Source organism: Leptothrix mechoopdaensis (SeqCode) (genome assembly GCF_053893855.1).
Window position 1 is genome coordinate 2,659,708 of record NZ_CM132699.1, and the last position, 21,571, is coordinate 2,681,278.

Annotated in this window: 20 protein-coding genes; 3 read left to right on the forward strand and 17 right to left on the reverse strand. The window is 69.4% G+C overall.

Translation table 11 applies throughout. The features are described from left to right. The first annotated feature begins 183 nt into the window (after positions 1-183). Entirely contained in the window at positions 184-2,679 is a 2,496-nt protein-coding gene (locus tag ACWA7K_RS11585; RefSeq protein ID WP_456168784.1) for an ABC transporter permease, read from the forward strand. A 68-nt stretch (positions 2,680-2,747) separates the two neighbouring features. Here ACWA7K_RS11585 and ACWA7K_RS11590 read toward each other — a convergent pair whose 3' ends face one another. The 6 genes from ACWA7K_RS11590 to ACWA7K_RS11615 form a co-directional block, all read right to left on the reverse strand. Then, the gene (locus ACWA7K_RS11590) at positions 2,748-3,635 is read right to left on the reverse strand and encodes a DMT family transporter (RefSeq protein ID WP_456161548.1); all 888 of its coding nucleotides are present in this window, start codon (positions 3,633-3,635) and stop codon (positions 2,748-2,750) included. 602 nt (positions 3,636-4,237) lie between these two features. After that, positions 4,238-5,785 (reverse strand): methyl-accepting chemotaxis protein, encoded by a 1,548-nt coding sequence (locus tag ACWA7K_RS11595; RefSeq protein ID WP_456161549.1) that lies wholly within the window; start codon positions 5,783-5,785, stop codon positions 4,238-4,240. 49 nt (positions 5,786-5,834) lie between these two features. Next, positions 5,835-7,643: a methyl-accepting chemotaxis protein gene (locus tag ACWA7K_RS11600; protein WP_456161551.1), complete on the reverse strand. Its 1,809-nt coding sequence runs from the start codon at positions 7,641-7,643 to the stop codon at positions 5,835-5,837. A gap of 42 nt (positions 7,644-7,685) precedes the next feature. Beyond that, positions 7,686-9,887 carry a chemotaxis protein CheA gene (locus tag ACWA7K_RS11605; RefSeq protein WP_456161553.1) on the reverse strand — a complete coding sequence of 734 codons (2,202 nt, stop codon included), beginning with the start codon at positions 9,885-9,887 and terminating at the stop codon, positions 7,686-7,688. A 91-nt stretch (positions 9,888-9,978) separates the two neighbouring features. After that, complete coding sequence (locus ACWA7K_RS11610; protein ID WP_456161554.1) at positions 9,979-10,341, reverse strand: response regulator; 363 nt, start codon at positions 10,339-10,341, stop codon at positions 9,979-9,981. Between the two features lie 82 nt (positions 10,342-10,423). After that, entirely contained in the window at positions 10,424-10,885 is a 462-nt protein-coding gene (locus ACWA7K_RS11615; RefSeq protein WP_456161556.1) for a hypothetical protein, read from the reverse strand. Between the two features lie 207 nt (positions 10,886-11,092). Here ACWA7K_RS11615 and ACWA7K_RS11620 point away from each other — a divergent pair, with 207 nt between their 5' ends. Next, a complete protein-coding gene (locus tag ACWA7K_RS11620) occupies positions 11,093-12,298 on the forward strand; it encodes a response regulator (protein ID WP_456161558.1) in 1,206 nt (401 codons plus the stop codon). Then, positions 12,295-12,924: a response regulator gene (locus ACWA7K_RS11625; RefSeq protein ID WP_456161560.1), complete on the forward strand. Its 630-nt coding sequence runs from the start codon at positions 12,295-12,297 to the stop codon at positions 12,922-12,924. Before ACWA7K_RS11620 ends, ACWA7K_RS11625 begins: the two co-directional genes overlap by 4 nt. A gap of 90 nt (positions 12,925-13,014) precedes the next feature. Here ACWA7K_RS11625 and hisF read toward each other — a convergent pair whose 3' ends face one another. The 11 genes from hisF to ACWA7K_RS11680 all read right to left on the reverse strand — a co-directional run bounded on the left by hisF (position 13,015) and on the right by ACWA7K_RS11680 (position 21,569). Then, positions 13,015-13,794, reverse strand: a complete 780-nt coding sequence (gene hisF, locus ACWA7K_RS11630; protein WP_456161562.1) for an imidazole glycerol phosphate synthase subunit HisF — start codon at positions 13,792-13,794, stop codon at positions 13,015-13,017. A 3-nt stretch (positions 13,795-13,797) separates the two neighbouring features. Beyond that, the gene (locus ACWA7K_RS11635; RefSeq protein WP_456161564.1) at positions 13,798-14,163 is read right to left on the reverse strand and encodes a nucleotidyltransferase family protein; all 366 of its coding nucleotides are present in this window, start codon (positions 14,161-14,163) and stop codon (positions 13,798-13,800) included. Beyond that, a complete protein-coding gene (locus ACWA7K_RS11640; RefSeq protein ID WP_456161565.1) occupies positions 14,147-14,596 on the reverse strand; it encodes a nucleotidyltransferase substrate binding protein in 450 nt (149 codons plus the stop codon). Before ACWA7K_RS11640 ends, ACWA7K_RS11635 begins: the two co-directional genes overlap by 17 nt. Beyond that, entirely contained in the window at positions 14,586-15,329 is a 744-nt protein-coding gene (gene hisA, locus ACWA7K_RS11645) for a 1-(5-phosphoribosyl)-5-[(5-phosphoribosylamino)methylideneamino]imidazole-4-carboxamide isomerase (protein ID WP_456161567.1), read from the reverse strand. Before hisA ends, ACWA7K_RS11640 begins: the two co-directional genes overlap by 11 nt. Before the next feature lie 133 nt (positions 15,330-15,462). Further along, a complete protein-coding gene (gene hisH / locus ACWA7K_RS11650) occupies positions 15,463-16,110 on the reverse strand; it encodes an imidazole glycerol phosphate synthase subunit HisH (protein WP_456161569.1) in 648 nt (215 codons plus the stop codon). Further along, positions 16,110-16,721: an imidazoleglycerol-phosphate dehydratase HisB gene (gene hisB, locus ACWA7K_RS11655; RefSeq protein ID WP_456168786.1), complete on the reverse strand. Its 612-nt coding sequence runs from the start codon at positions 16,719-16,721 to the stop codon at positions 16,110-16,112. Before hisB ends, hisH begins: the two co-directional genes overlap by 1 nt. Positions 16,722-16,793: 72 nt before the next feature. Next, the gene (gene hisC / locus ACWA7K_RS11660; protein WP_456161571.1) at positions 16,794-17,894 is read right to left on the reverse strand and encodes a histidinol-phosphate transaminase; all 1,101 of its coding nucleotides are present in this window, start codon (positions 17,892-17,894) and stop codon (positions 16,794-16,796) included. Further along, positions 17,891-19,216, reverse strand: a complete 1,326-nt coding sequence (gene hisD / locus ACWA7K_RS11665) for a histidinol dehydrogenase (protein WP_456161573.1) — start codon at positions 19,214-19,216, stop codon at positions 17,891-17,893. Before hisD ends, hisC begins: the two co-directional genes overlap by 4 nt. A 31-nt stretch (positions 19,217-19,247) precedes the next feature. Further along, positions 19,248-19,901 (reverse strand): ATP phosphoribosyltransferase, encoded by a 654-nt coding sequence (hisG, locus tag ACWA7K_RS11670; protein WP_456161575.1) that lies wholly within the window; start codon positions 19,899-19,901, stop codon positions 19,248-19,250. Further along, complete coding sequence (gene murA, locus ACWA7K_RS11675; RefSeq protein ID WP_456161576.1) at positions 19,898-21,163, reverse strand: UDP-N-acetylglucosamine 1-carboxyvinyltransferase; 1,266 nt, start codon at positions 21,161-21,163, stop codon at positions 19,898-19,900. The genes hisG and murA overlap by 4 nt, the downstream gene beginning before the upstream one ends. A gap of 145 nt (positions 21,164-21,308) precedes the next feature. Then, on the reverse strand, positions 21,309-21,569 hold the full coding sequence (locus tag ACWA7K_RS11680; protein WP_456161577.1) for a BolA family protein: 261 nt from the start codon (positions 21,567-21,569) through the stop codon (positions 21,309-21,311). Positions 21,570-21,571: the final 2 nt, after the last annotated feature.

Sequence of the window (21,571 nt, forward strand, 5' to 3'; positions counted from 1 at the left end):
CGGGCGTGTCGTTCGGGTCATTTGCACGCTGCGTTCGGCCCGAAACGGCCTTGGTGTAGCGTGCGGCCCATGAGCTCGACGCCCTCGCCCTTGACGCCCCTCCCGCACCTTCCCTTGTCCCAGGCGCCCGGACGCCGCCCGGCCCGCCCCGCCTCCGTGTGGCTGCTGGCGTGGCGTCAGCTGATGCGCGACCTGCGCGCCGGCGAGCTGCGGCTGATGGCTGTGGCGGTCGCGCTGGCGGTCGCCTCGATGTGCGCGGTCGCCTTCTTCGCCGACCGGCTGCAGCAGGGCATGGCACGTGACGCGCTGGCGCTGCTGGGCGGCGACGCCGTCGTCGCCAGCGACCAGCCGCTGCCCGAGTCCTTCGCCCGCAGCGCCGCCGAGATGGGCCTGCTGACCGCCCGCACCGCCGCCTTCCCGAGCATGGCGCGGGCCGACGAGGCGCAGGGCGGCGCCGCCCGGCTGGTGTCGCTGAAGGCCGTTGCACGGGGCTACCCGCTGCGCGGCGCGCTGCAGGTGGCCGACGCGGTCGATGGCCCGGTGCGCACCGTGGCGGACGGTCCGGCCGCCGGCACGGTCTGGGTCGACGCGGCGGTGCTGGACGCGCTGGCGCTGAAGGTCGGCGACGAACTGCTGCTGGGCGACGCCCGGCTGCGCATCGCCCAGGTCATCGTGCAGGAGCCCGACCGGGGCGCCGGCTTCGTCAACTTCGCCCCGCGCGTGCTGATGACCGAGGCCGATCTGGCCGCCACCGGGCTGGTCCAGCCGGCCAGCCGCATCACCTGGCGGCTGGCCGTGGCCGCGCGCGACGGCCGTGGCCGCGACAGCGCCGTCGGCGGCTATGTGCAATGGGCCCAGGACCGCATCGAGCGCGACAAGGTGCGCGGCGCGCGGGTCGAGTCGCTCGACAGCGCCCGGCCCGAGATGCGCCAGACGCTCGACCGCGCCGGCCAGTTCCTGCGCCTGGTCGCCGTGCTGTCGGCGCTGCTGGCGGCCGTCGCGGTCGGCATCGCGGCGCGCGGCTTCGCGGCCCGGCACCTGGACGGCTGCGCGATGCTGCGCGTGCTGGGCCAGCCGCAGCGCCGCATCGCGGCGATCTACGCGCTCGAGATCGGCGCGGTCGGGCTGGCTGCCAGCCTGATCGGTGTCGCGCTGGGCCTGCTCGTGCACCAGGTCTTCGTCTGGCTGCTGGGCGGGCTGGTCAACACCTCCCTGCCGACGCCCAGCGCCTGGCCGGCCGGCTTCGGCATGCTGGTCGGGCTGGTGCTGCTGGCCGCCTTCGGCCTGCCGCCGGTGCTGCAGCTGGCCCGCGTGCCACCGCTGCGGGTGATCCGACGCGAGCTGGGCCAGACCCAGGCCGCCAGCGCCGCCGTGCTGGTCGCGGGCGTGGCCGGTTATGCCGCGCTGCTGCTGGCCGTGGCGGCCGACTGGAAGCTCGGCGGCATCGCGATCGGCGGCTTCGCGGCGGCCTGGGCGCTGTTCGCCGGCCTGTCATGGCTGGCGGTCTGGGCCTTGCGCCGGCTGGTGCCCGAGGCCACCGCGCCGCGCTGGCTGACGCTGGCCACGCGCCAGCTGGGCGCCCGCCCGGCCCTCGTCGTCCTGCAGGTCAGCTCGCTGGCACTGGGCCTGATGGCGCTGGTGCTGCTGGTGCTGCTGCGCACCGACCTGATCGCCAGCTGGCGCGCCGCCACGCCGGCCGATGCGCCGAACCGCTTCGTCATCAACATCCAGCCCGAACAGGGCGACGACTTCCAGGCCGCGCTGCGCCAGGCCGGCGTCGCCCGCTACGACTGGTACCCGATGATCCGCGGCCGGCTGGTCGCGGTGAACGACCGCGAGGTCAAGGTCGACGACTACCCCGACGACCGCGCCCGCCGTCTGGTCGACCGCGAGTTCAACCTCAGCCACGCCGCCGCGCTGCCGTCCCACAACCAGGTCAGCGCCGGCCGCTGGCGCGACGACGAGGCCGATGCCGTCAGCGTCGAACAGGGCCTGGCCGAGACGCTCGGCCTGAAGCTCGGTGACCGGCTGCGCTTCGACGTCGCCGGCCTGCCGATGACCGGCCGCATCACCAGCCTGCGCAAGGTCGACTGGACCTCCATGCGCGTCAACTTCTTCGTCATGGCCCCGGTCGCCGCCCTGCCCGACCTGCCCGCCACCACGATCGCCGCGTTCCGCGCACCCGACGGCCGCAGCTTCGACAGCACGCTGCTCAAGCAGTTTCCGAACCTCACGGTGATCGACGTGTCGGCGCAGATCGCCCAGGTCCAGGGCGTGCTGGACCAGGTCATCGCGGCCGTCGAGTTCCTGTTCCTCTTCACCCTCGCGGCCGGCCTGCTGGTCCTGTTCGCCGCCGTCAGCGCCACCCGCGAAGCCCGCGAGCGCGAATACGCGCTGATGCGCGCCATGGGCGCCCGTCAGGCCCTGCTCGCCACAGTGCAACGCGCCGAACTGCTGGGCACCGGCGCGCTCGCCGGCACGCTGGCCAGCATCGCCGCGCTGGCGGTCGGCTGGGCGCTGGCGAAGTACGCCTTCAACTTCAGCTGGCAAGCCCCCTGGTGGACCATCCCGGCCGGCGGCCTGTCCGGCGCCCTGTTGGCCGGTGCGGCGGGCTGGTACAGCCTGCGCGAGGTGCTGCGCCGGCCGGTGACGGAGACGTTGAGGCGGGCGCAGGAGTGAATCGGCAGGGGGGATTTCCTGAAACTCTCGCCACTGGAATACGCCACTGCTTGAAAACTCGCGACGAATCAACCATGTGTTGTCGATCGGGAGAGCAAGATGGTGGCTCCGAGGATCATCATGAAGCCGACGCCGCCGAGGTAAGTGAGCCGCTCGCCAAGGATGATCATGGAAAACGTGATACCGAAGACGGGCGTGAGATTGAGCAGGAACGCCGAGATGTGAACGGGCACGGTCCGCATCCCGTGGATATAGAGCACGAACGACAGAAAATACGTGATGACGCCAGAGCACAGCGCGACCGGTGCGGGTGCCATCACCAGCTCTGCGCCTTGTCCTTGGAACACGGCAACCACCGCTGTGGCCAGCGTCGCGGCGACGAGTTGCCAGAAGATCAGCAGGACCGGATCGCATTCGTCGCCCACGAGCGACGCGGTGAACGACACATAAAACGCCGCTGCGAGCGTGCCGAGCGCAATCCAGACGACGCCCCATCCATTTGTTTCGGCATCAACATCGGCCAGCATGCTCACTGGCTCGCAGGCCAACACCACGCCGACGACTGCAACACAACCGTAGACCAGGACGCGCAAGGGCGTCGCTTTTCGAAATAGCACAAACGCGACGCCGACAATCATGAATCCTTCAGTCGCCTGCACCATGACGGCCTGCAAGGCAGTCGCTGAGGTGAGTCCGTAAAGCCCGAGCGCGTAGGCCAAGCCCGGTTCCAGGAGACCGAGCCAAGCAAGCCGGCGTTCTTTGTTGGACCACCGGATACGTCCACTGGCGAAAACACCGCACACCACCATGGCGGCGACAAGTTGATGGAATAAGAGCTGGGTTGCGTTGGTTGTGGTTGAAACAGCCAACTTTGCGAGTACCGTGCCGATGCCCCAGCATGCAGTGGCCAGGACGGTGAAGAGGATGCTTGCTCGGGCACTCGATGCGGCTGTCAAGAAATTCTTGGTAGATGAGGTCCGGCGCATTCTTGGCTTTCAGAGGTATCCAGGGGTTGTCGCAATGTTGCAGGCGGGATTTCAATTTCGCCAAGGCAGAAGTACCATTCGTAGCGCGTCGAATGCGTTTGCAGTCTCATCTTGGTAGCCCTCGGCAATCATGAAAGATATTCTTGCTCGGCAAGACATTCCTTGCTCGGAAGGTTTCTTTCAGGCCACGCCAATACACGCGACCCAGTATTGGCGCATCAACCCTGTGTCTAAATGACTGAATCGCACTCGCATCGCCGACGAGACGCCAGTTCAATACAGGGCACCGCGCCAACTATTTATCGAACCGACAACCGCGTCCAGTTCAGACAAACCCGTCGACTCGACTTGTCCAAAACCATCAAGTTGAGTAGTTTCTATTTTCAGGAACTCAGTAGCCCCAGATGCAATCTCGGAAACTGAGCACCAACCCGTCACCTGCGCCCACGGCCCTTGAACGCCGCACCCGGCCGGCTGGGCCGGCGCATTCGCGCGCGGAACCTCGCCCCAAATGACAAAAGCCGCGCCCCTCCCGGGACGCGGCCTGTGTTGACAGCGACGGATCGTGACGCTCAGGCGTGCGCGCCCTCTCGCGTGCGGAACACCTGCACCACCTGGTTCAGCCGCTGAGCCTGCTCGTTGAGGCTCTCGGCCGCCGCGCTGCTCTGTTCGACCAGGGCGGCGTTCTGCTGGGTCATCTGGTCGAGTTGCAGGACCGCGCCGTTGATCTGGCCGAGTTCGCTGCTCTGTTCGCTGGTGGCCGCCGTGATCTCGGCAATGATGTCGTTGACGCGGGCCACGCTGGCGACGATTTCCTGCATCGTCGAGCCGGCGTCGCCGACCAGGCGGGCGCCGCTGTCGACCTTCTCGACGCTGGCGCCGATGAGGCTCTTGATCTCGCGGGCGGCTTCGGCGGAACGGCCGGCCAGGTTGCGGACCTCGCTGGCGACGACCGCGAAGCCGCGGCCCTGTTCGCCGGCACGGGCGGCTTCCACCGCCGCGTTCAGGGCGAGGATGTTGGTCTGGAAGGCGATGCCGTCGATGACGCCGATGATCTCGGCGATCTTGCGGCTGGAGGCGTTGATCTCGTCCATGTTGGCCACCACCTGCGAGACCACCTCGCCGCCGCGCTGGGCGGCCTCGGCGGCGGAGTTGGCGAGCTGGTTGGCGGTGCGCGCGGCATCGGCCGTCTGGCGCACGGAACCGTTGAGCTGCTCCATCGAGCTGGCGGTCTGCTGCAGGCTGCCGGCGGTCTGTTCGGTGCGGCCCGACAGGTCCTGGTTGCCGACCGCGACTTCACGCGAGGCGGTGTGGATCGAGTCGACCGAGACGCGCACCTCCGAGACCGTGCGGCCGAGCGCCGACTGGGTCGCGGCCAGCGCACGCTGCAGGTCGCCGATCTCGTCCGGGCGCGAGGTGTCGAAGGGCTGCGTCAGGTCACCGGCACCCATGCGTTCGGCCTGGCGGCAGACCGACTCGATCGGGCCGCAGATCTTGCGCACCAGCATGGCGCTGGCGATGCCCTGGCCGATCGCGACCAGCGCCATCAGGCCGGTCACCAGCGCCAGCGTCAGCATGCGGCGTTCGCCGGACGACCGCATCAGCGCGGCGGTCGAATCGGACTCCAGCTTGACGATCGCCTGCTGCGCGGCGGCGTAGGCCTGCAGCGCCGGGGTGACCATGTCGCGCAGCGCCTGCGCCGGCACATCGGCCTCGGCGGCCTTGCGGGCCTGGGCGGCCTCGCGGGCGGCGATGTAGGCCTTGCGACGCGTGGCGACCTCGGCCAGCGCGGTCTGCAGTTCGGGGTCGTCGATGCTGGCTTCCAGCTGCTTCTGCAGCGTCGAGATCTCGGCGCTGGTGGCGGCCATCTCGGCCTTCAGCGCGGCGTTCAGCTCTGGATCGCGGCTGACCAGCGCGGCCATCGTGCGGGCCGCGTTCACCTGCGTCAGGCCGGCCCAGCGCAGGCTGGCCTCCAGCATGGCCTCGCGTTCCATGATGCGTTCGGTCGAGCGCGACACGTCGCGGCTGGTCAGGACCCAGGCGACGCTGGCGGCGATCGCCAGCACCAGGCCGATCACGATCGGCGGCAGCCACAGCAGGCGGCGGAGGTTGAGGTTCATGTCCGGGTCTCCGGGGGACTTCAGGGGGAGTGCCCTGTTCAGAAGCGGGTCAGAAGCTGGTCCAGTCGTCGTCCGGGGCGGTGACCGCCGGGGCCAACGGGGCGGCCGGCGTCATCGGGGCGATCGGCGCGGCCTTGGTCACGGGCTTGGTCACGGGCTGGTTTGCGGCCTTGGCCACGACCTTGGCCTTCACCGGCGCGGCCGGTGCCTGGGCGACCTGACGGGGCTGGGTCGGCGGCGTCGATGACGTCCAGGTCTTCGCGGGCGCCGGGACCGCCGTCGATGCGCTCGAGCCATCGATGCGGAACTGGCTGACGACGCTGCTCAGGCGCTGCGCCTGTTCGCGCAGGCTCTCGGCGGCGGCGGCGCTTTCCTCGACCAGCGCGGCGTTCTGCTGCGTCATCTGGTCGAGCTGGTTGACGGCGCTGCTGACCTGGCCGAGTTCGCCGCTCTGTTCGGTCGTCGCGGCGGTGATCTCGCCAATGATGTCGGTGACGCGCTGCACGCTCGACACGATCTCGGTCATCGTGCTGCCGGCGTCATGCACCAGGCGCGCGCCGCTGTCGACCTTCTCGACGCTCGCGCCGATCAGGCCCTTGATCTCGCGGGCGGCGTTGGCGCTGCGCTGGGCCAGGTTGCGGACCTCGCCGGCCACGACCGCGAAGCCGCGGCCCTGTTCGCCGGCACGGGCGGCCTCGACGGCGGCGTTCAGCGCCAGGATGTTGGTCTGGAAGGCGATGCCGTCGATCACGCCGATGATCTCGGCGATGCGGCGGCTGGAGGTGTTGATCTCCTCCATGTTCGTGATGACCTGCGAGACCACGTCGCCACCACGATGCGCCGCATCGGCGGCCGAGCTGGCGAGCTGGTTGGCGGTGCGGGCCGATTCGGCCGTCTGGCGCACCGTGCCGCTGACCTGCTCCATCGAGCTGGCGGCGTGCTGCAGGTTGCTGGCGGTCTGTTCGGTGCGGCCCGACAGGTCCTGGTTGCCGGTCGCGATCTGCGCGCTGGCCACCGAGATCGACTCGGCCGTGTGGCGGATGTTGCCGACGATGCCCTGCAGCGACTGCTGCATCGAACCCAGCGCGCGCATCAGGTCGGCCGGCTCGTCGCGGCCGACGACCTTGAGCTGCACGCTCAGGTCGCCTGCGGCGATGGCATCGGCGAAGCGGCGCGCCTCGTCGATCGGGCCGACGATGCTGTGCGAGTTCAGCAGCGTCAGCGGCGCAACGACCACGATCACCAGCGCCAGCGCCAGGCCGAAGACGGCCAGCGCCTGCTGCGTCGCATCGGTCAGCTCGGCCTGCGTCTGCACGGCCTCGTTCTGGACAATCTGGTCGATCGCCTCGATGTTCTTGACGATGCCGGCCATCAGGATCTTCGAGCGCTCCAGCACCCGGTCGACCGTGCGGTGGCCGTCATAGGCACCGGCCATCGTGTTGTCGACCGCGCGCGTGGTCGTGGCGACGTATTCCTGCAGCCGCTTGAGCGTGTCGCGGGCGATCGGGTTGTCCTCGTCCTCCTCGCCGACCAGCATCTCCTCCAGGCCCTTGCCGAGTCGGGCGTGGGCGGCGTCCCAGGCGGCCTTGTGGACCTTGAGCTGATCGGGCAGGTCGTAGTCGATGACCATGTTCTTCTCGGCGATGCGGATCTCGCCGAGGGTCGCGCGCAGGTCGGCCACATGGCCGGACTCGGCGACCGAGTGGGTCATGAAGTGATGGTTGAGCTGCTGCAGGTGGTGGCCGATCGCGACGCCGACACCGGCGAAGGCGATGAACAGCGCCAGCACCATCGCGATCGCGCCGTTCATGCGGGTGCGGATGGTGAACTGCCGCAGCATTGACTTGAGAGCGTCCATCGAGACTCCGGAAGGACAGGTGCCGACGACCTTGGGGATCGTTCAGTGGCGGGTGCGACGGACCAGCGAACCGGTGTCGAGGATCAGCGCGACGCGACCGTCGCCCATGATGGTGGCGCCCGAGACATCCGGGACGCGGCGGTAGTTGGCTTCGAGGTTCTTGACGACCACCTGCTGCTGGCCGAGCAGTTCGTCGACCAGCAGGGCCACGCGGCCGCCTTCGGCCTCGACGACGACCATGATGGCGGCGACCCGTTCGAAGTCGAACCGCGGCACCTCGAAGACCTTCTCCAGCTCGATCACGGGCATGTACTCGTCGCGCACCTGCACGACGCGGCCGTTGCCGCCGATCGTCTTGATGGTCTTGTCGGTGACCTGGAAGCTCTCGACCACCGAGGCCAGCGGCAGGATGTAGACCTCGTCGGCCACGCCCACGCTCATGCCGTCCATGATGGCCAGCGTCAGCGGCAGGCGCACCTTGACGCTCATGCCGTAGCCCTCGGCCGAGTCGATCTCGACGGTGCCGCCCAGGCTGGTGATGTTCTTCTTGACCACGTCCATGCCCACGCCTCGGCCGGACACGTCGGTGACCTGTTCGGCGGTCGAGAAGCCGGGCGCGAAGATCAGGCCCCAGACCTCGGCGTCGGTCATCGAGTCGGGTGCGTCGATGCCACGTTCGCGGGCCTTGCGGATCAGCTTGTCGCGCGACAGGCCGCGGCCGTCGTCGCGCACCTCGATGACGACCGAGCCGCCCTGGTGCGACGCCGACAGCGTGATCGTGCCGGTCTCGGGCTTGCCGCAGGCCAGCCGGTCGGCCGGCATCTCGCAGCCGTGGTCGCACGAGTTGCGCACCAGGTGGGTCAGCGGGTCGGTGATCTTCTCGATCAGGCCCTTGTCCAGTTCGGTCGCCTCGCCCTGCGTGATCAGCTCGACCTTCTTGCCGAGCTTGGCGGCGAGGTCGCGCAGCATGCGCGGGAAGCGGTTGAAGACCGTCGACATCGGAATCATCCGGATCGACATCACGGCTTCCTGCAGGTCGCGGGTGTTGCGGTCCAGGTCGTTCAGGCCGGCGATCAGGGTCTGGTAGACGACGGGGTCCAGGTCACGGCTGTTCTGCGCCAGCATGGCCTGGGTGATGACGAGTTCACCGACCAGGTTGATGAGCTGGTCGACCTTCTCGACCGACACGCGCAGCGTGCTGGAGTCGAGGCCGCCGCTGGCGGGTTTCTCGTGGCGCACGGTCGCGGACGGCTTGGCGGCGGCCTTGGCATCGCCCTCGTGCGCGGCGGCCACGGGGGCGGCGGCGGGCTTGGGGGCCGGGGCGCTGGCCTGGGCGCCGGGTGCGCCGGGGGCGTCATCAAAGAAGCCGTAGCCCGGGTCGACGGCCGGCGCAGGCGCGGGCGCCTCGGCGCTCGGTGCCGGATCGGTGTCCAGCGGCGCGGCGCCCATCGGCACGCCCGGGTTGCCGGCGTGGAAGCCGTAGCCGGCGCCGAAGGGGCTCAGCTGCACGGCTTCACGGGCGACGTGGAAGGTGAACAGGTCCAGCAGCTCGGCATCGCTGCTGCGGGTCACGACCTTGTAGCGGCGCATGCCGTCGCTGGCCTGGCCCATGTCGAGCGGCTCGATCGTGCCCAAGTCGGTGATCTCGGCGAACAGCTCGATCAGGCTGTCGGCCTGCTTCGGGTCGGCCAGCGGGCCGACGCGCAGGTCCAGCTCGCGCAGCGCGGCGACGACCGGGGCCTGGATGGTCGGGCGGGTCTCGGCCGCCGGGGCCGCAACGGGCGCTGCCGCGACTGGGGCAGCAGCCGGAGGCGGCACCTCGCCGGAGGCCAGCGACTTGATGTGGAACAGCAGCTCGGTGGTGTCGAGCGGATCGGCACCCGAACCCTGATGGCGGCCGAGCTGGTGGGCCAGCGCGTCACCGGCTTCCAGCAGCACGTCGATCATCCGGGCGTGCAGCGCCAGCTCATGGCGGCGCAGCTTGTCGAGCAGCGTCTCCATCTCGTGCGTCAGCGCCGCGACGTCGCTGAAGCCGAAGGTCGCCGCGCCGCCCTTGATCGAGTGGGCACACCGGAAGATAGCGTTCATCGCCTCGTCGTCCGCCGCCTCGACATCGAGCTCCAGCAGCAGCTGCTCCATGCGCTGCAGGTTCTCGCCGGCCTCCTCGAAGAAGACCTGGAAGAACTGGCTGAGATCGATGCCGGCGCCGCCGCCGACGCCGCCCTCGCTGGTCATTTCTGCCATGGTGGAATCCGTTGATCCGTGATGCGATGGAAGTCCGGCACGCCCGTGGGCGACCGGCCGCCCGCGCCAGGGCGCGGGCCCGTGGGGTGCGTCAGCGCACGACCTTCTTGATGACCTCGATCAGCTTGGTCGGGTCGAACGGCTTGACCAGCCAGCCGGTGGCACCGGCGCTGCGGCCGGCCTGCTTCATCTGGTCGCCCGACTCGGTGGTCAGGATCAGGATCGGCGTGGTCTTGAACTGGCTCGTCTCGCGCAGCTTCTTGGTCAGCGTGATGCCGTCCATGCGGGGCATGTTCTGGTCGGTCAGCACGAGGTCGAAGGACCGCGAGCCGGCCTTCTCCCAGGCGTCCTGCCCGTCCACGGCCTCGACCACGTTGTAGCCGGCGCTCTTGAGGGTGAAGGAGACCATCTGGCGCATCGAGGCCGAGTCGTCCACGGCGAGGATTGATTGCATGTCGCGCTCCGGAAAAAGGCTGGGTGACGGATGAGGTTCGGGAAAGACGTTCGAGATCGGCGTTCGACGGGGTGCGGGTCGGCTAGAACAGCTCGACCGAACCGGCATCCATCTCGTCCTGGGTGACAGGGTTGGGCCGCACGGGCGGCGCCTCGACGACGGTTTCGCCCTCGTCGTCACCGCCCATCGCCTCGCGCGCCAGCTGGTCGGCGCAAGATCGCAGGCGATGGTGGGTGTGGTGGATCAGCTGCGAGGCCATGTCCTGGAACTGCAGGGCGGTGACCGCGGCGGCCAGGTTCTGCATCGCGTCATGCAGCGCATGGGTGTCGACATGGGGCAGCGTGGCGGCCTGGTGCAGCAGTCCGCTGAGGCTGCTGTTGGCACCGTAGAACGAGGTCATCAGGGCTTCGCTCGCATCGTTGAGCAGACGCTGGAGTCGTTCCAGGTCGTTGCCAGCGCTCAGCAGATGGTCCTGAAGCTCGGCAGCCAGCAACAGCGGGAACGCGGGTTCCGCATCGGAAATCGGCTGATCGGACATCGGCATGTCGGCTCCGTGGCTGGACGTACGCGGCCTCGCCGTGATTTAGGCAAGCCGCGAGGGTTCGGTCGGCGCCCGGCTTGGGGCATCGATGGGTAGAATTTTTTCGTATGGGGGATTTGTCGTTGGCCGGATGACGCGGTGATTCCAGTCCCTTTTCTCGCCCGCCGCGCGTCTCCCGCCGCCCGTCCACCGTCTTCCGCCGGACCCCGCATGCAACGATCCACCAAGCCACGCCGCCTGCGCGTGCTGCACCTGGAAGACTCGGAGCTGGACCACCAGCTGCTGCTGGCCCACCTGCGGCGCGGCGGCATCGAGCCGGCGATCTTCCGGGTCGACAACGAGGTCGATTTCCTGGCCGCCCTCGGCCGCGACTGGGACATCGTCCTGTCGGACTACAACCTGCCGGGCTTCTCCGGCCTGATCGCGCTGGAGCTGCTGCGCGAGCGCGACCGGCTGATGCCCTTCATCCTGGTGTCGGGCGAGATCGGCGAGGACACCGCCGTCGAGGCGATGCGCAACGGCGCCTCCGACTACCTGCTCAAGAGCAACCTGACCCGGCTGGTGCCGGCCGTGCTTCAAGCGGTCGAGGCCAGCGAGAGCCAGCGCGCCCGGCTGCGCGCCGACGAGGAGCTGGCGCACTCGCGCAAGCGGCTGTCGGAGCTGGCGCAGCACCTGCAGACCAGCATCGAGATGGAGCGCACGGCCATCGCCCGCGAGATCCACGACGACGTCGGCGGCTCCTTGACGGCGGTCAAGTTCGACCTCGCCTGGCTGATCCGCCACGCCAAGGATCCGGCGCTGGTCGAACGCACCCATCAGGCGCTGGAGACGCTCAACCACGCGATCGAGGCGAGCCAGCGGATCATGCACAACCTGCGTCCGGCCATCCTCGAACAGGGCCTGGTCGCGGCGCTGCAGTGGATGACCCAGCGCTTCGAGCGCCGCAGCGGCATCGCGACCACCTTCCGCACCAGCCACGACCACCTGCGCCTGCCGCCCGGCGTGCCGCTGGTGGCCTACCGCACGGCCCAGGAGGCGCTGACCAACATCTCCAAGCACGCCAAGGCCACGCGGGTGCAGGTCGACCTGACGGTGGCCGCCGGGGTGCTGTCGCTGGAGATCAGCGACAACGGGCGCGGCCTGGCCAGCGGTGACCTGGCCAAGGCGCGCTCCTTCGGCATCCGCGGCCTGCACGAGCGGGCCGACACGGTCGGCGGCTGGGTCGAGCTGTCCAGCACGCCGCAGGGCACCACGCTGATCCTGTCGGTGCCGCTCGATCCGCGCGCGGCCAGCCGGCACAGCGGCGACGGCGAGCACGATGGCGACCACCACCACGAGCACGACGCCCAGCCGGTCCGACCGATCGACGGACCGACCAGCAGCGCACACGATCCTTCGACCTGGGGCGAGCTATGACACGGGTGATCCTGTGCGACGACCACGCGCTGATCCGGCGCGGCATCCGCGACACGCTCGCGGAACAACCGGACATGCAGGTGGTGGGCGAGGCCGGCGACTACGGCGAGCTGCGCGCGCTGATGCGCCTGCAGACCTGCGACGTGCTGGTACTCGACATCAACCTGCCCGGCCGCAGCGGCCTGGACGTGCTGCACGCGCTGAAGGAGGAAGGCGCGCCGGTCAAGGTCCTGATCGTCTCGATGTACCCGGAAGACCAGTACGCCTTGCGCGCACTGCGGGCCGGCGCCTACGGCTACGTCAACAAGGGCGGCGACCCGGCCCAGATCGTCGCGGCCGTGCGCATGGTCGCCCAGGGCCGCAAGTACATCACCGCCGAGATGGCGCAGATGCTGGTCGAGAACCTGACCGCGCCGGCCCCTGAAGCGGCCCACGACAAGCTGTCCGACCGCGAACTGCAGACGCTGGTGATGATCGCCTCCGGCAAGCGCCTGTCCGACATCGCCGAGGAACTGACGCTGAGCCCCAAGACCGTCAGCGTCTACCGCGCCCGCGTGCTGGAGAAGCTGGGGCTGGCGAACAACTCGGAGATGACGGTCTACGCCATCCGGAACGGCCTGGTCTAGCGCCAGTCGGGCCGAGCGCCGGGCCGCCCCAAGCCGGCCCGCATCCCCTCGGGGGATCGCCTGGCGTATCCGCCAGGCGAGGGGCAGACGTCAAATCCTGACGGGGATGCCGCGTGCGGCCATGACGGCCTTGGCCTGGGCAACGGTGTATTCGCCGTAGTGAAAGATGCTCGCGGCCAGCACCGCATCGGCCCCGCCGGTCTGCACGCCGTCGGCCAAGTGGTCGAGGTTGCCGACGCCGCCGGAGGCGATGACCGGCACCGGCACCGCGTCGGCGACCGCGCGGGTCAGTTCCAGGTCGAAGCCGCTCTTGGTGCCGTCGCGGTCCATGCTGGTCAGAAGGATCTCGCCGGCGCCCATCTGCGCCATCTGCGACGCCCAGGCCACCGCATCGATGTGCATGTTCTTGCGCCCGCCGTGGGTGTAGACGTCCCAGCCCGGGCCCTTGCTGGCGAGATCCTCGCCAACCCGGCGCTTGGCGTCGATCGCCACGACGATGCACTGCGCGCCGTACTTGTCCGACGCGTCGCGAATGACCTGCGGATTGGCCACCGCCGCCGAGTTGAAGCTGACCTTGTCGGCACCGGCATTGAGCAGCCGCCGCACGTCCTCGACGCTGCGCACGCCCCCGCCGACCGTCAGCGGGATGAACACCTGCGAGGCCACCGCCTCGATGATGTGCAGGATCAGGTCACGCCCGTCGCTGGTCGCGGTGATGTCCAGGAAGGTCAGCTCGTCCGCCCCCTGCTCGTTGTACCGCGCCGCAATCTCCACCGGATCCCCGGCATCGCGCAGTTCGACGAAGTTGACACCCTTGACGACACGGCCGCCGGTGACGTCGAGGCAGGGGATGATGCGTTTGGCGAGCATGGTTCAAGACAGCCGGAGCTGGGTATCAAACAGGGGTCGGCCGTCGGCGCGGATGCGCGCGAGCAGGCCGGGGTCATCGACCTGATCGAGCAGGACGAGGTCGACTTCCTGCGGCAGCAGGAGATCATCAATGGCGTCGGTCAGGCGCATAAGGCCAGCACTGCCAAGTCCAGGTGCGTCGATCGCGAGGTCGATGTCGGAGCCGGGACGGTGCATTCCCCTGGCCCTTGAGCCGAACACCCACACCCGGCTGACACATGGCTCTGCGGCGAGGACCGCTCGCAAGGCGTCGAGCGTGCGAACCGGCAACCCGAAAGACGAATCGGTCGACCTCAGGTCGGCGGCAGGCGACTCAGGCTTCGTCAACATCGGCCAGTTCACCCATGCGCACGGCAAAGGCCCGCAACAGCGTTCCGTAGTGGCCCGTGATGCGCTCGGAGAGGGTCTGGGCCAGCGCACGGTTGTAGGTGTGGCTGGACTGGTTCCGGCTCGCGATCATTTCCATCCAGCCTTCGCCGTCCTCGACCAGACCTGCCGCGAAGGCGGCGCGGGTCGCGTCACGGGAACCGGTCAGGTCGCTGCGGCCCTGGTGATAGAAGAAGTCCTTCATCACCTTCCAGGCCAGTTCGTGCGTGAACTCGAAGGCCTGGATCAGGCCTTGCTGCTCCAGTTCGGACAGCGGCCGCTGCGTCGACAAGGCGATGGCCGATTCGAGCTGTGACAGTGCGCGCTGGTAGTTGCCCAGACGAAGTCGCCAGCGAGGCGCCTCCGGCGTCGAGCCGTCCGGCGAGTCAGTCGCCATTGAGCTCGTCAGCCAGCCGCTGCCCGGCCGCGAAGTCGAGGTCGCCGGTGTAGATCGAGCGGCCGCAGATGACGCCTTCGACGCCTTCGCTTTCGACGCCGCACAGGGCGCGGATGTCCTCGAGGTTGGACAGGCCGCCCGAGGCGATCACCGGGATCGACAGGGCCTGGGCGAGCTTGACGGTGGCCTCGATGTTGATGCCCGAGAGCATGCCGTCGCGGCCGATGTCGGTGTAGATGACGCCTTCGACGCCGTAGTCCTCGAACTTCTTGGCCAGGTCGACGACCTCGTGGCCGGTCAGCTTGGACCAGCCGTCGGTGGCGACCTTGCCGTCCTTGGCGTCGAGGCCGACGATGATGTGCCCGCCAAACGCGGTGCAGGCATCGCGCAGGAAGCCGGGGTTCTTGACCGCGGCGGTGCCGATGATGATGTAGCTCAGGCCGTCGTCGAGGTAGCGCTCGATCGTGTCGAGGTCGCGGATGCCGCCGCCGAGCTGCACGGGGATCTCGTCGCCGACCTCGGCCAGGATCGCCTTGATCGCGCTCTCGTTGACCGGCTTGCCCGCGAAGGCGCCGTTGAGGTCGACCAGGTGCAGGCGCCGCGCGCCGGCGTCGACCCATCGGCGCGCCATCGCGGCCGGGTCCTCGCCAAAGGTGGTGGAGTCGTTCATGTCGCCTTGCTTGAGGCGCACGCACTTGCCGTCTTTGAGGTCGATGGCCGGGATCAGCAGCATGGCTGTGGGTCAGTCAGGAGAGGTCGAGGAAAGGTGGCACCCATCAGCACCGGGCCGCGCGCGGCGGAGGTGCGGGACACCGACGAGGGGGAAATCGAGCGCAGGACCGGGCGGGCGGTCCCATCGGCAGGTTTCACGGCTTCCAGCTGAGGAAGTTGCGATAAAGGGCCAGACCCTGGTCGGCGCTTTTCTCGGGGTGGAACTGGGTTGCAAAAATATTATCCCGCGCCACCGCGCTGGTAAAGCGCTCGCCGTATTCGGTTTCACCCGCACTGTGGGCCTCATCGGTCGGGGTCGCGTAGAAACTGTGGACGAAATAGAACCAGGCGCCGTCGGGCACCCCCGCCCAGACCGGATGCGGTCGCGGCTGGCTGACGCGGTTCCAGCCCATCTGCGGGACCTTGTAGCGGCTGCCGTCGGACTGGATGCGGCCGTCGAGCCGGAAGCGCCGCACGCGCCCCGGGATCAGCCCGAGGCCGGGCGTGTCCTGCTCTTCCGAATGGTCCAGCAGCATCTGCATGCCCACGCAGACGCCCATCAGCGGCTTGCTGGCGGCGGCCTCCAGCACGGCTTCCTTCAGGCCGGACTCCTGCAGCTCGCGCATGCAGTCGCGCATGGCGCCCTGGCCGGGCAGCACGATGCGTTCGGCGGCGCGAACGTCCTCGGGGCGCTGGGTGACGATCACCTCCAGCCCGGAATCCTGCGCGACATGCATCACCGCCTGCGACACGCTGCGCAGGTTGCCCATGCCGTAGTCGACGACCGCGACGGTCCGTGCCATCACAGGCTCCCCTTGGTCGACGGGATCACGCCGGCGCTGCGGGGGTCGAGCGTCAGCGCCATGCGCAGCGCACGGCCGAAGGCCTTGAAGATCGTCTCGCACTGGTGGTGCGCGTTCTGGCCCTTGAGGTTGTCGACGTGCAGGCTGACCAGCGCGTGGTTGACGAAGCCCTGGAAGAACTCGTAGACCAGCTGCGTGTCGAGCTGGCCGATCGAGCCGGCCGTGAAGTGGACATCCATCGCCAGGCCCGGACGGCCGGAGAAATCGACCACCACGCGCGACAGCGCCTCGTCCAGCGGCACGTAGCTGTGGCCGTAGCGGGTCAGGCCCTTCTTGTCGCCCACGGCCTTGGCCACCGCCATGCCCAGCGTGATGCCGACGTCCTCGACGGTGTGGTGGCCGTCGATGTGCAGGTCGCCATCGGCCTGGATGTCCAGGTCGATCAGCCCGTGGCGGGCGATCTGGTCGAGCATGTGGTCGAAGAAGCCGATGCCGGTGGCGAGCTTGGCGACGCCGGTGCCGTCGAGGTTGACGCGCACGGTGATGCGGGTCTCGTTGGTGTTGCGGGTGACCTCGGCGACGCGGGCGTCGGGTACTGGGCTGGCAAACACAGGGCTGGCGGAGGTGCTCACGGCAGGTCTCTCGTCTGGATGTATCGATGCGACAGGGTCAGGGCGACAGCTTCAGAGCGACGCGCGCAGGGCGTCGATCAGGCGGCCATTCTCGTCGGCCGTGCCCACGGTCAGGCGCAGGCAGTTCGCCAGCAGCGGGTGCAGGCCGGCGACGTTCTTGATCAGCACGCCGCGCGACTTCAGCGCCGCGAACGTGGCCGCGCCGTCGGCCACGCGGATCAGGATCATGTTGGCCTGGCTCGGCCAGACCCGCTGCACGCCCGGCATCGAGGCCAGCGCGGCCAGCAGGCGCTGGCGTTCGGCGCGGATCTGAGCAGCCTGGGCGGCGTAGACGTCGGCGTGTTCGAGCGCGAACAGCGCCGCCTCGGCATTGAGCACGCTGACGTTGTAGGGCGGGCGGACCTTGTCGAGCTCGGCGATCAGCGCGGCCGGGCCGCACAGGTAGCCCAGCCGGATGCCGGCCAGGCCGAACTTGCTGAGCGTGCGCATCACCAGCACATGGTCATGGCCGGCGGCCCGCGCCAGCCAGCTGCGCGCGGCGAAGGGCTGGTAGGCCTCGTCGACGACGACCAGGCCGTCCTGCTGCGCCACCGCGTCGACGATGCGGGCCATGTCGGCGTCGTCGAACAGGTTGGCCGTCGGGTTGTTCGGGTAGGCCAGCCAGGTCAGGGCCGGACGGTGTTCGGCGATGGCCGCGAGCATCGCGTCGACGTCCAGCTCGAAGTCGGCCGTCAGCGGCACGCCGACGAAGCGCAGGCCCAGCAGCTGCGCCGACATCGGGTACATCACGAAGCCCGGCAGCGGTGCCAGCACGGTCGCGCCGGGTCGGGCGCAGGCCAGCGCAAGCAGCGAGATCAGCTCGTCCGAGCCGTTGCCCAGCATCAGCGACCAGCCCTCGGGCAGCCCGGCGTGATCGGCCAGTGCGGCCTTCAGCGTGTCGATGCGCTGGCCGGGGTAGCGATTGATCGCGACCGCACCAAGCCGCCGGCCGAGTTCGGCCTGCAGCTCGGGCGACAGCACGTGCGGGTTCTCCATCGCGTCGAGCTTGACCAGCCCGTCGGCCGGCTGCACGACATAGGCGTGCATCGCCTGCACGTCCTCGCGCAGCGTGCGGGCCAGCCGCGTCGGCACGCTCGTGGGCAGCTTGCTCATCGCGGCGTCCGATCCTTCAGACGGAACTCGGCGGCCTGCGCGTGGGCCTGCAGGCCTTCGCCATAGGCCAGCTCGGCGGCGATGGGGCCGAGCACCTGCGCGCCGGCCTCGCTGACCTCGATCAGGCTGCTGCGTTTCTGGAAGTCGTAGACGCCCAGCGGCGAACTGAAACGCGCGGTGCCGCTGGTCGGCAGCACGTGGTTCGGGCCGGCGCAGTAGTCGCCCAGCGATTCGCTCGTGTAGGCGCCCAGGAAGATCGCACCGGCATGGCGCAGCAGCGGTTCCCACCGGTGCGGGTCGGCCGAGCTGACTTCGAGATGCTCGGGCGCGATGCGGTTGCTGATCTCGCAGGCCTCTTCCATCGAGCGCGTACGGATCAGCGCGCCACGGCCTTCGAGCGAGGCGCGGATCACGTTGCGACGCGGCATGGCGCCGATCAGCCGGTCCATCGCGGCATGCACCGCGTCGAGGTAGGCGGCGTCCGGGCACAGCAGGATGCTCTGCGCCAGCTCGTCGTGTTCGGCCTGGCTGAACAGGTCCATCGCGACCCAGTCGGGCGGCGTCGTGCCGTCGGCCAGCACCAGGATCTCGCTCGGGCCGGCAATCATGTCGATGCCGACGAGGCCGAAGACGCGCCGCTTGGCGCTGGCCACGTAGGCATTGCCCGGGCCGGTGATCTTGTCGACCCGCGGGATGCGGGCCGTGCCGTGCGCCAGCGCCCCGACCGCCTGCGCGCCACCGATCGTGAAGGCGCGGCTGACGCCGGCCACGTAGGCGGCGGCCAGCACCAGCGCATTGCGCTCGCCGCCGGGCGTGGGCACGACCATGATGATCTCGCCGACCCCGGCCACATGCGCGGGCAGCGCGTTCATCAGCACGCTCGACGGATAGGCCGCCTTGCCGCCGGGCACGTAGATGCCGACACGGTCCAGCGGCGTGACCTTCTGGCCCAGCAGCGTGCCGTCCTCGTCGCGGTAGCTCCAGCTCAGGCCGCAGGCCTGCAGCTGGCGCTCGTGGTAGCTGCGCACCCGCTGCGCGGCGGTCTGCAGCGCCGCACGCTGGGCCGGCGTGATGGCGTCGAACGCGGCCTTCAGCTCGTCGCGGGTCAGCTCCAGCGCGGCCATGTCGGACACGTCAAGGCGGTCGAACCGCGCCGTGTAGTCCAGCACCGCCGCATCACCACGGGCCTGCACGTCGGCCAGGATGTCGGCCACGCGGGTCTCGATCTCGGCATCGGTCTCGGCCGACCAGTGCAGCACGCGCTGGAAGTCGGCGTCGAACGTGGCGGACGAGGTGTCGAGGTGGCGGACGGCGATGGACATGTCGGCTTCGGAGGTCGGATCGTGGGGAGGTTCAGCCGCGTGCCGCGACCGCCGCCGCGAAGGCGTCGATCATCGGGCGCAGGCGTTCGCGCTTGAGCTTCAGCGCGGCCTGGTTGACGACCAGGCGCGAGGAGATCTCGAGGAAGGGCTCGACCTCGCGCAGCCGGTTCGCCTTCAGCGTGCTGCCGGTCGACACCAGGTCGACGATGGCATCGGCCAGGCCCGTCAGCGGCGCCAGCTCCATCGAGCCGTAGAGCTTGATCAGGTCGACGTGCACGCCCTTGTCGGCGAAGTGGCGGCGGGCGATCTCGGTGTACTTGGTCGCCACGCGAATGCGCGAACCCTGCCGCACGGCGCTGTCGTAGTCGAAGTCGTCGCGCGTGGCCACGCTCATGCGGCAGCGGGCGATCTTCAGGTCGAGCGGCTGGAACAGGCCTTCGCCGCCGTGTTCGAGCAGCACGTCCTTGCCGGCCACGCCCAGGTCGGCGCCGCCGTGCTGGACATAGGTCGGCACGTCGGTGGCGCGCACCAGCACGACGCGCACGTCGGGCCGGTTGGTCGCCAGGATCAGCTTGCGGCTCTTGTCCGGGTCCTCGGTGACCTCGATGCCGGCGGCGGCCAGCAGCGGCAGGGTCTCCTCGAAGATGCGGCCCTTGGACAGGGCCAGCGTGATGGTGTCGTTCATCGCGTTCTCTCGATGTCCGCGCCGATGCCGCGCAGCTTCTCTTCCATGCGGTCATAGCCGCGGTCGAGGTGGTAGATGCGGTCGACGCGGGTCTCGCCCTCGGCCACCAGGCCGGCGATGACCAGGCTGGCCGAGGCGCGCAGGTCGGTCGCCATGACGGTCGCGCCCGACAGGCGCTCGATGCCCTCGACGATCGCCGTGTGCCCGTCCACGGCGATGTGCGCACCCAGGCGCACCAGCTCGTTGACGTGCATGAAGCGGTTCTCGAAGATCGTCTCGGTGACCCGCGAGGTGCCCTGCGCGATGCAGTTCAGCGCCATGAACTGCGCCTGCATGTCGGTCGGGAAGGCCGGGTATTCGCTGGTCCGCAGGTTCACGCCCTTGGGCCGGCCGCTGGAACGAACGCGGATCCAGTCCGGGCCGCATTCCAGCTGCACGCCGGCCTCGCGCAGCTTGTCGAGCACCGCGTCGAGGTGATCGGCGCGGGTGCGGCGCAGCGTCACGTCGCCACCGGCGGCGGCCACCGCGCACAGGAAGGTGCCGGTCTCGATGCGGTCGGCAATGATCTCGTGCGGCTTGGCCGGCGCATGCAGGCGCTCGACGCCCTGGATGCGGATGCGGTGCGTGCCCTGCCCTTCGATGCGCGCGCCCATCGCCACCAGCAGGTCGGCCAGGTCGGTGACCTCGGGCTCCTGCGCGGCGTTCTCGAGCACCGTCTCGCCGTCGGCCAGCGTCGCGGCCATCAGCAGGTTCTCGGTGCCCGTCACGGTGACCATGTCGGTGGTGATGCGCGCGCCCTTCAGGCGCTCGGCGCGGGCGACGATGTAGCCGTGTTCGACGACGATCTGCGCACCCATCGCCTGCAGGCCCTTGATGTGCTGGTCGACCGGCCGCGAGCCGATCGCGCAACCGCCCGGCAGCGACACGCGCGCCTCGCCGAAACGCGCCAGCAGCGGGCCCAGCACGAGGATCGACGCACGCATGGTCTTGACCAGGTCGTAGGGCGCCTCGCGGGTGGTGATCTCGCTCGCGTCGAGCACGACCTGATCGGGCTGCGACTCGCTGCGATCGGCCTTCACGCCCAGGTGGCGCAGCACCTTCAGCGTCGTCGAGACGTCCTGCAGGCGCGGCACGTTGGCCAGCGTCATCGCCTCCGGACAGAGCAGCGCCGCGCAGAGTTCGGGCAGGGCGGCGTTCTTGGCGCCGGAGATGGTGACCTCACCCTGCAGGGTGCGGCCGCCGCGGATCACGAGCTTGTCCATGGGCGTGCGGGGCGTGGGGCGAATCTGGAACGGGAAGCGGATCGGGCAATGACGACGGGCCGGGGCACGACGCTTGCGGCGATGGGCGGGCGGGACTGCGGGGGCTGCGCCGTCGCGGTCGTCGTCGACGCCGCGCCGGAGCGGATCAACCTTGGGTGGTCGACGCGGCGACGGCCCATTCGGCCGGCGTCAGCGTCTTCATCGACAGCGCGTGGATCTCCTCGCGCATGCGATCGCCGAGCACCGCGTACACGGCCTGATGGCGGCGGATGCGGCTCAGGCCCTCGAACTGCGTCGAGACGATGGTGGCGAAGAAATGTCGGCCGTCGCCCTCGACCTGCAGATGCTCGCAGGACATGCCGGCGGCAATGAGGGACTGGACGTGCTGGGGTGTCGGATCGGCCATGG

Excerpts from the sequence above, each read along its gene's own strand:
- hisF (WP_456161562.1), bottom strand. The coding sequence starts at position 13,794 with ATGCTCGCCAAACGCATCATCCCCTGCCTCGACGTCACCGGCGGCCGT.
- hisD (WP_456161573.1), bottom strand. The coding sequence starts at position 19,216 with ATGTCCATCGCCGTCCGCCACCTCGACACCTCGTCCGCCACGTTCGAC.
- hisA (WP_456161567.1), bottom strand. The coding sequence starts at position 15,329 with ATGCTGCTGATCCCGGCCATCGACCTCAAAGACGGCAAGTGCGTGCGC.
- murA (WP_456161576.1), bottom strand. The coding sequence starts at position 21,163 with ATGGACAAGCTCGTGATCCGCGGCGGCCGCACCCTGCAGGGTGAGGTC.
- ACWA7K_RS11620 (WP_456161558.1), top strand. The coding sequence starts at position 11,093 with ATGCAACGATCCACCAAGCCACGCCGCCTGCGCGTGCTGCACCTGGAA.
- ACWA7K_RS11625 (WP_456161560.1), top strand. The coding sequence starts at position 12,295 with ATGACACGGGTGATCCTGTGCGACGACCACGCGCTGATCCGGCGCGGC.
- ACWA7K_RS11640 (WP_456161565.1), bottom strand. The coding sequence starts at position 14,596 with ATGGCGACTGACTCGCCGGACGGCTCGACGCCGGAGGCGCCTCGCTGG.
- ACWA7K_RS11615 (WP_456161556.1), bottom strand. The coding sequence starts at position 10,885 with ATGCCGATGTCCGATCAGCCGATTTCCGATGCGGAACCCGCGTTCCCG.
- ACWA7K_RS11585 (WP_456168784.1), top strand. The coding sequence starts at position 184 with ATGCGCGACCTGCGCGCCGGCGAGCTGCGGCTGATGGCTGTGGCGGTC.
- ACWA7K_RS11680 (WP_456161577.1), bottom strand. The coding sequence starts at position 21,569 with ATGGCCGATCCGACACCCCAGCACGTCCAGTCCCTCATTGCCGCCGGC.
- ACWA7K_RS11610 (WP_456161554.1), bottom strand. The coding sequence starts at position 10,341 with ATGCAATCAATCCTCGCCGTGGACGACTCGGCCTCGATGCGCCAGATG.
- hisC (WP_456161571.1), bottom strand. The coding sequence starts at position 17,894 with ATGAGCAAGCTGCCCACGAGCGTGCCGACGCGGCTGGCCCGCACGCTG.
- ACWA7K_RS11600 (WP_456161551.1), bottom strand. The coding sequence starts at position 7,643 with ATGGACGCTCTCAAGTCAATGCTGCGGCAGTTCACCATCCGCACCCGC.
- ACWA7K_RS11605 (WP_456161553.1), bottom strand. The coding sequence starts at position 9,887 with ATGGCAGAAATGACCAGCGAGGGCGGCGTCGGCGGCGGCGCCGGCATC.
- ACWA7K_RS11595 (WP_456161549.1), bottom strand. The coding sequence starts at position 5,785 with ATGAACCTCAACCTCCGCCGCCTGCTGTGGCTGCCGCCGATCGTGATC.
- hisG (WP_456161575.1), bottom strand. The coding sequence starts at position 19,901 with ATGAACGACACCATCACGCTGGCCCTGTCCAAGGGCCGCATCTTCGAG.
- ACWA7K_RS11635 (WP_456161564.1), bottom strand. The coding sequence starts at position 14,163 with ATGTTGACGAAGCCTGAGTCGCCTGCCGCCGACCTGAGGTCGACCGAT.
- hisH (WP_456161569.1), bottom strand. The coding sequence starts at position 16,110 with ATGGCACGGACCGTCGCGGTCGTCGACTACGGCATGGGCAACCTGCGC.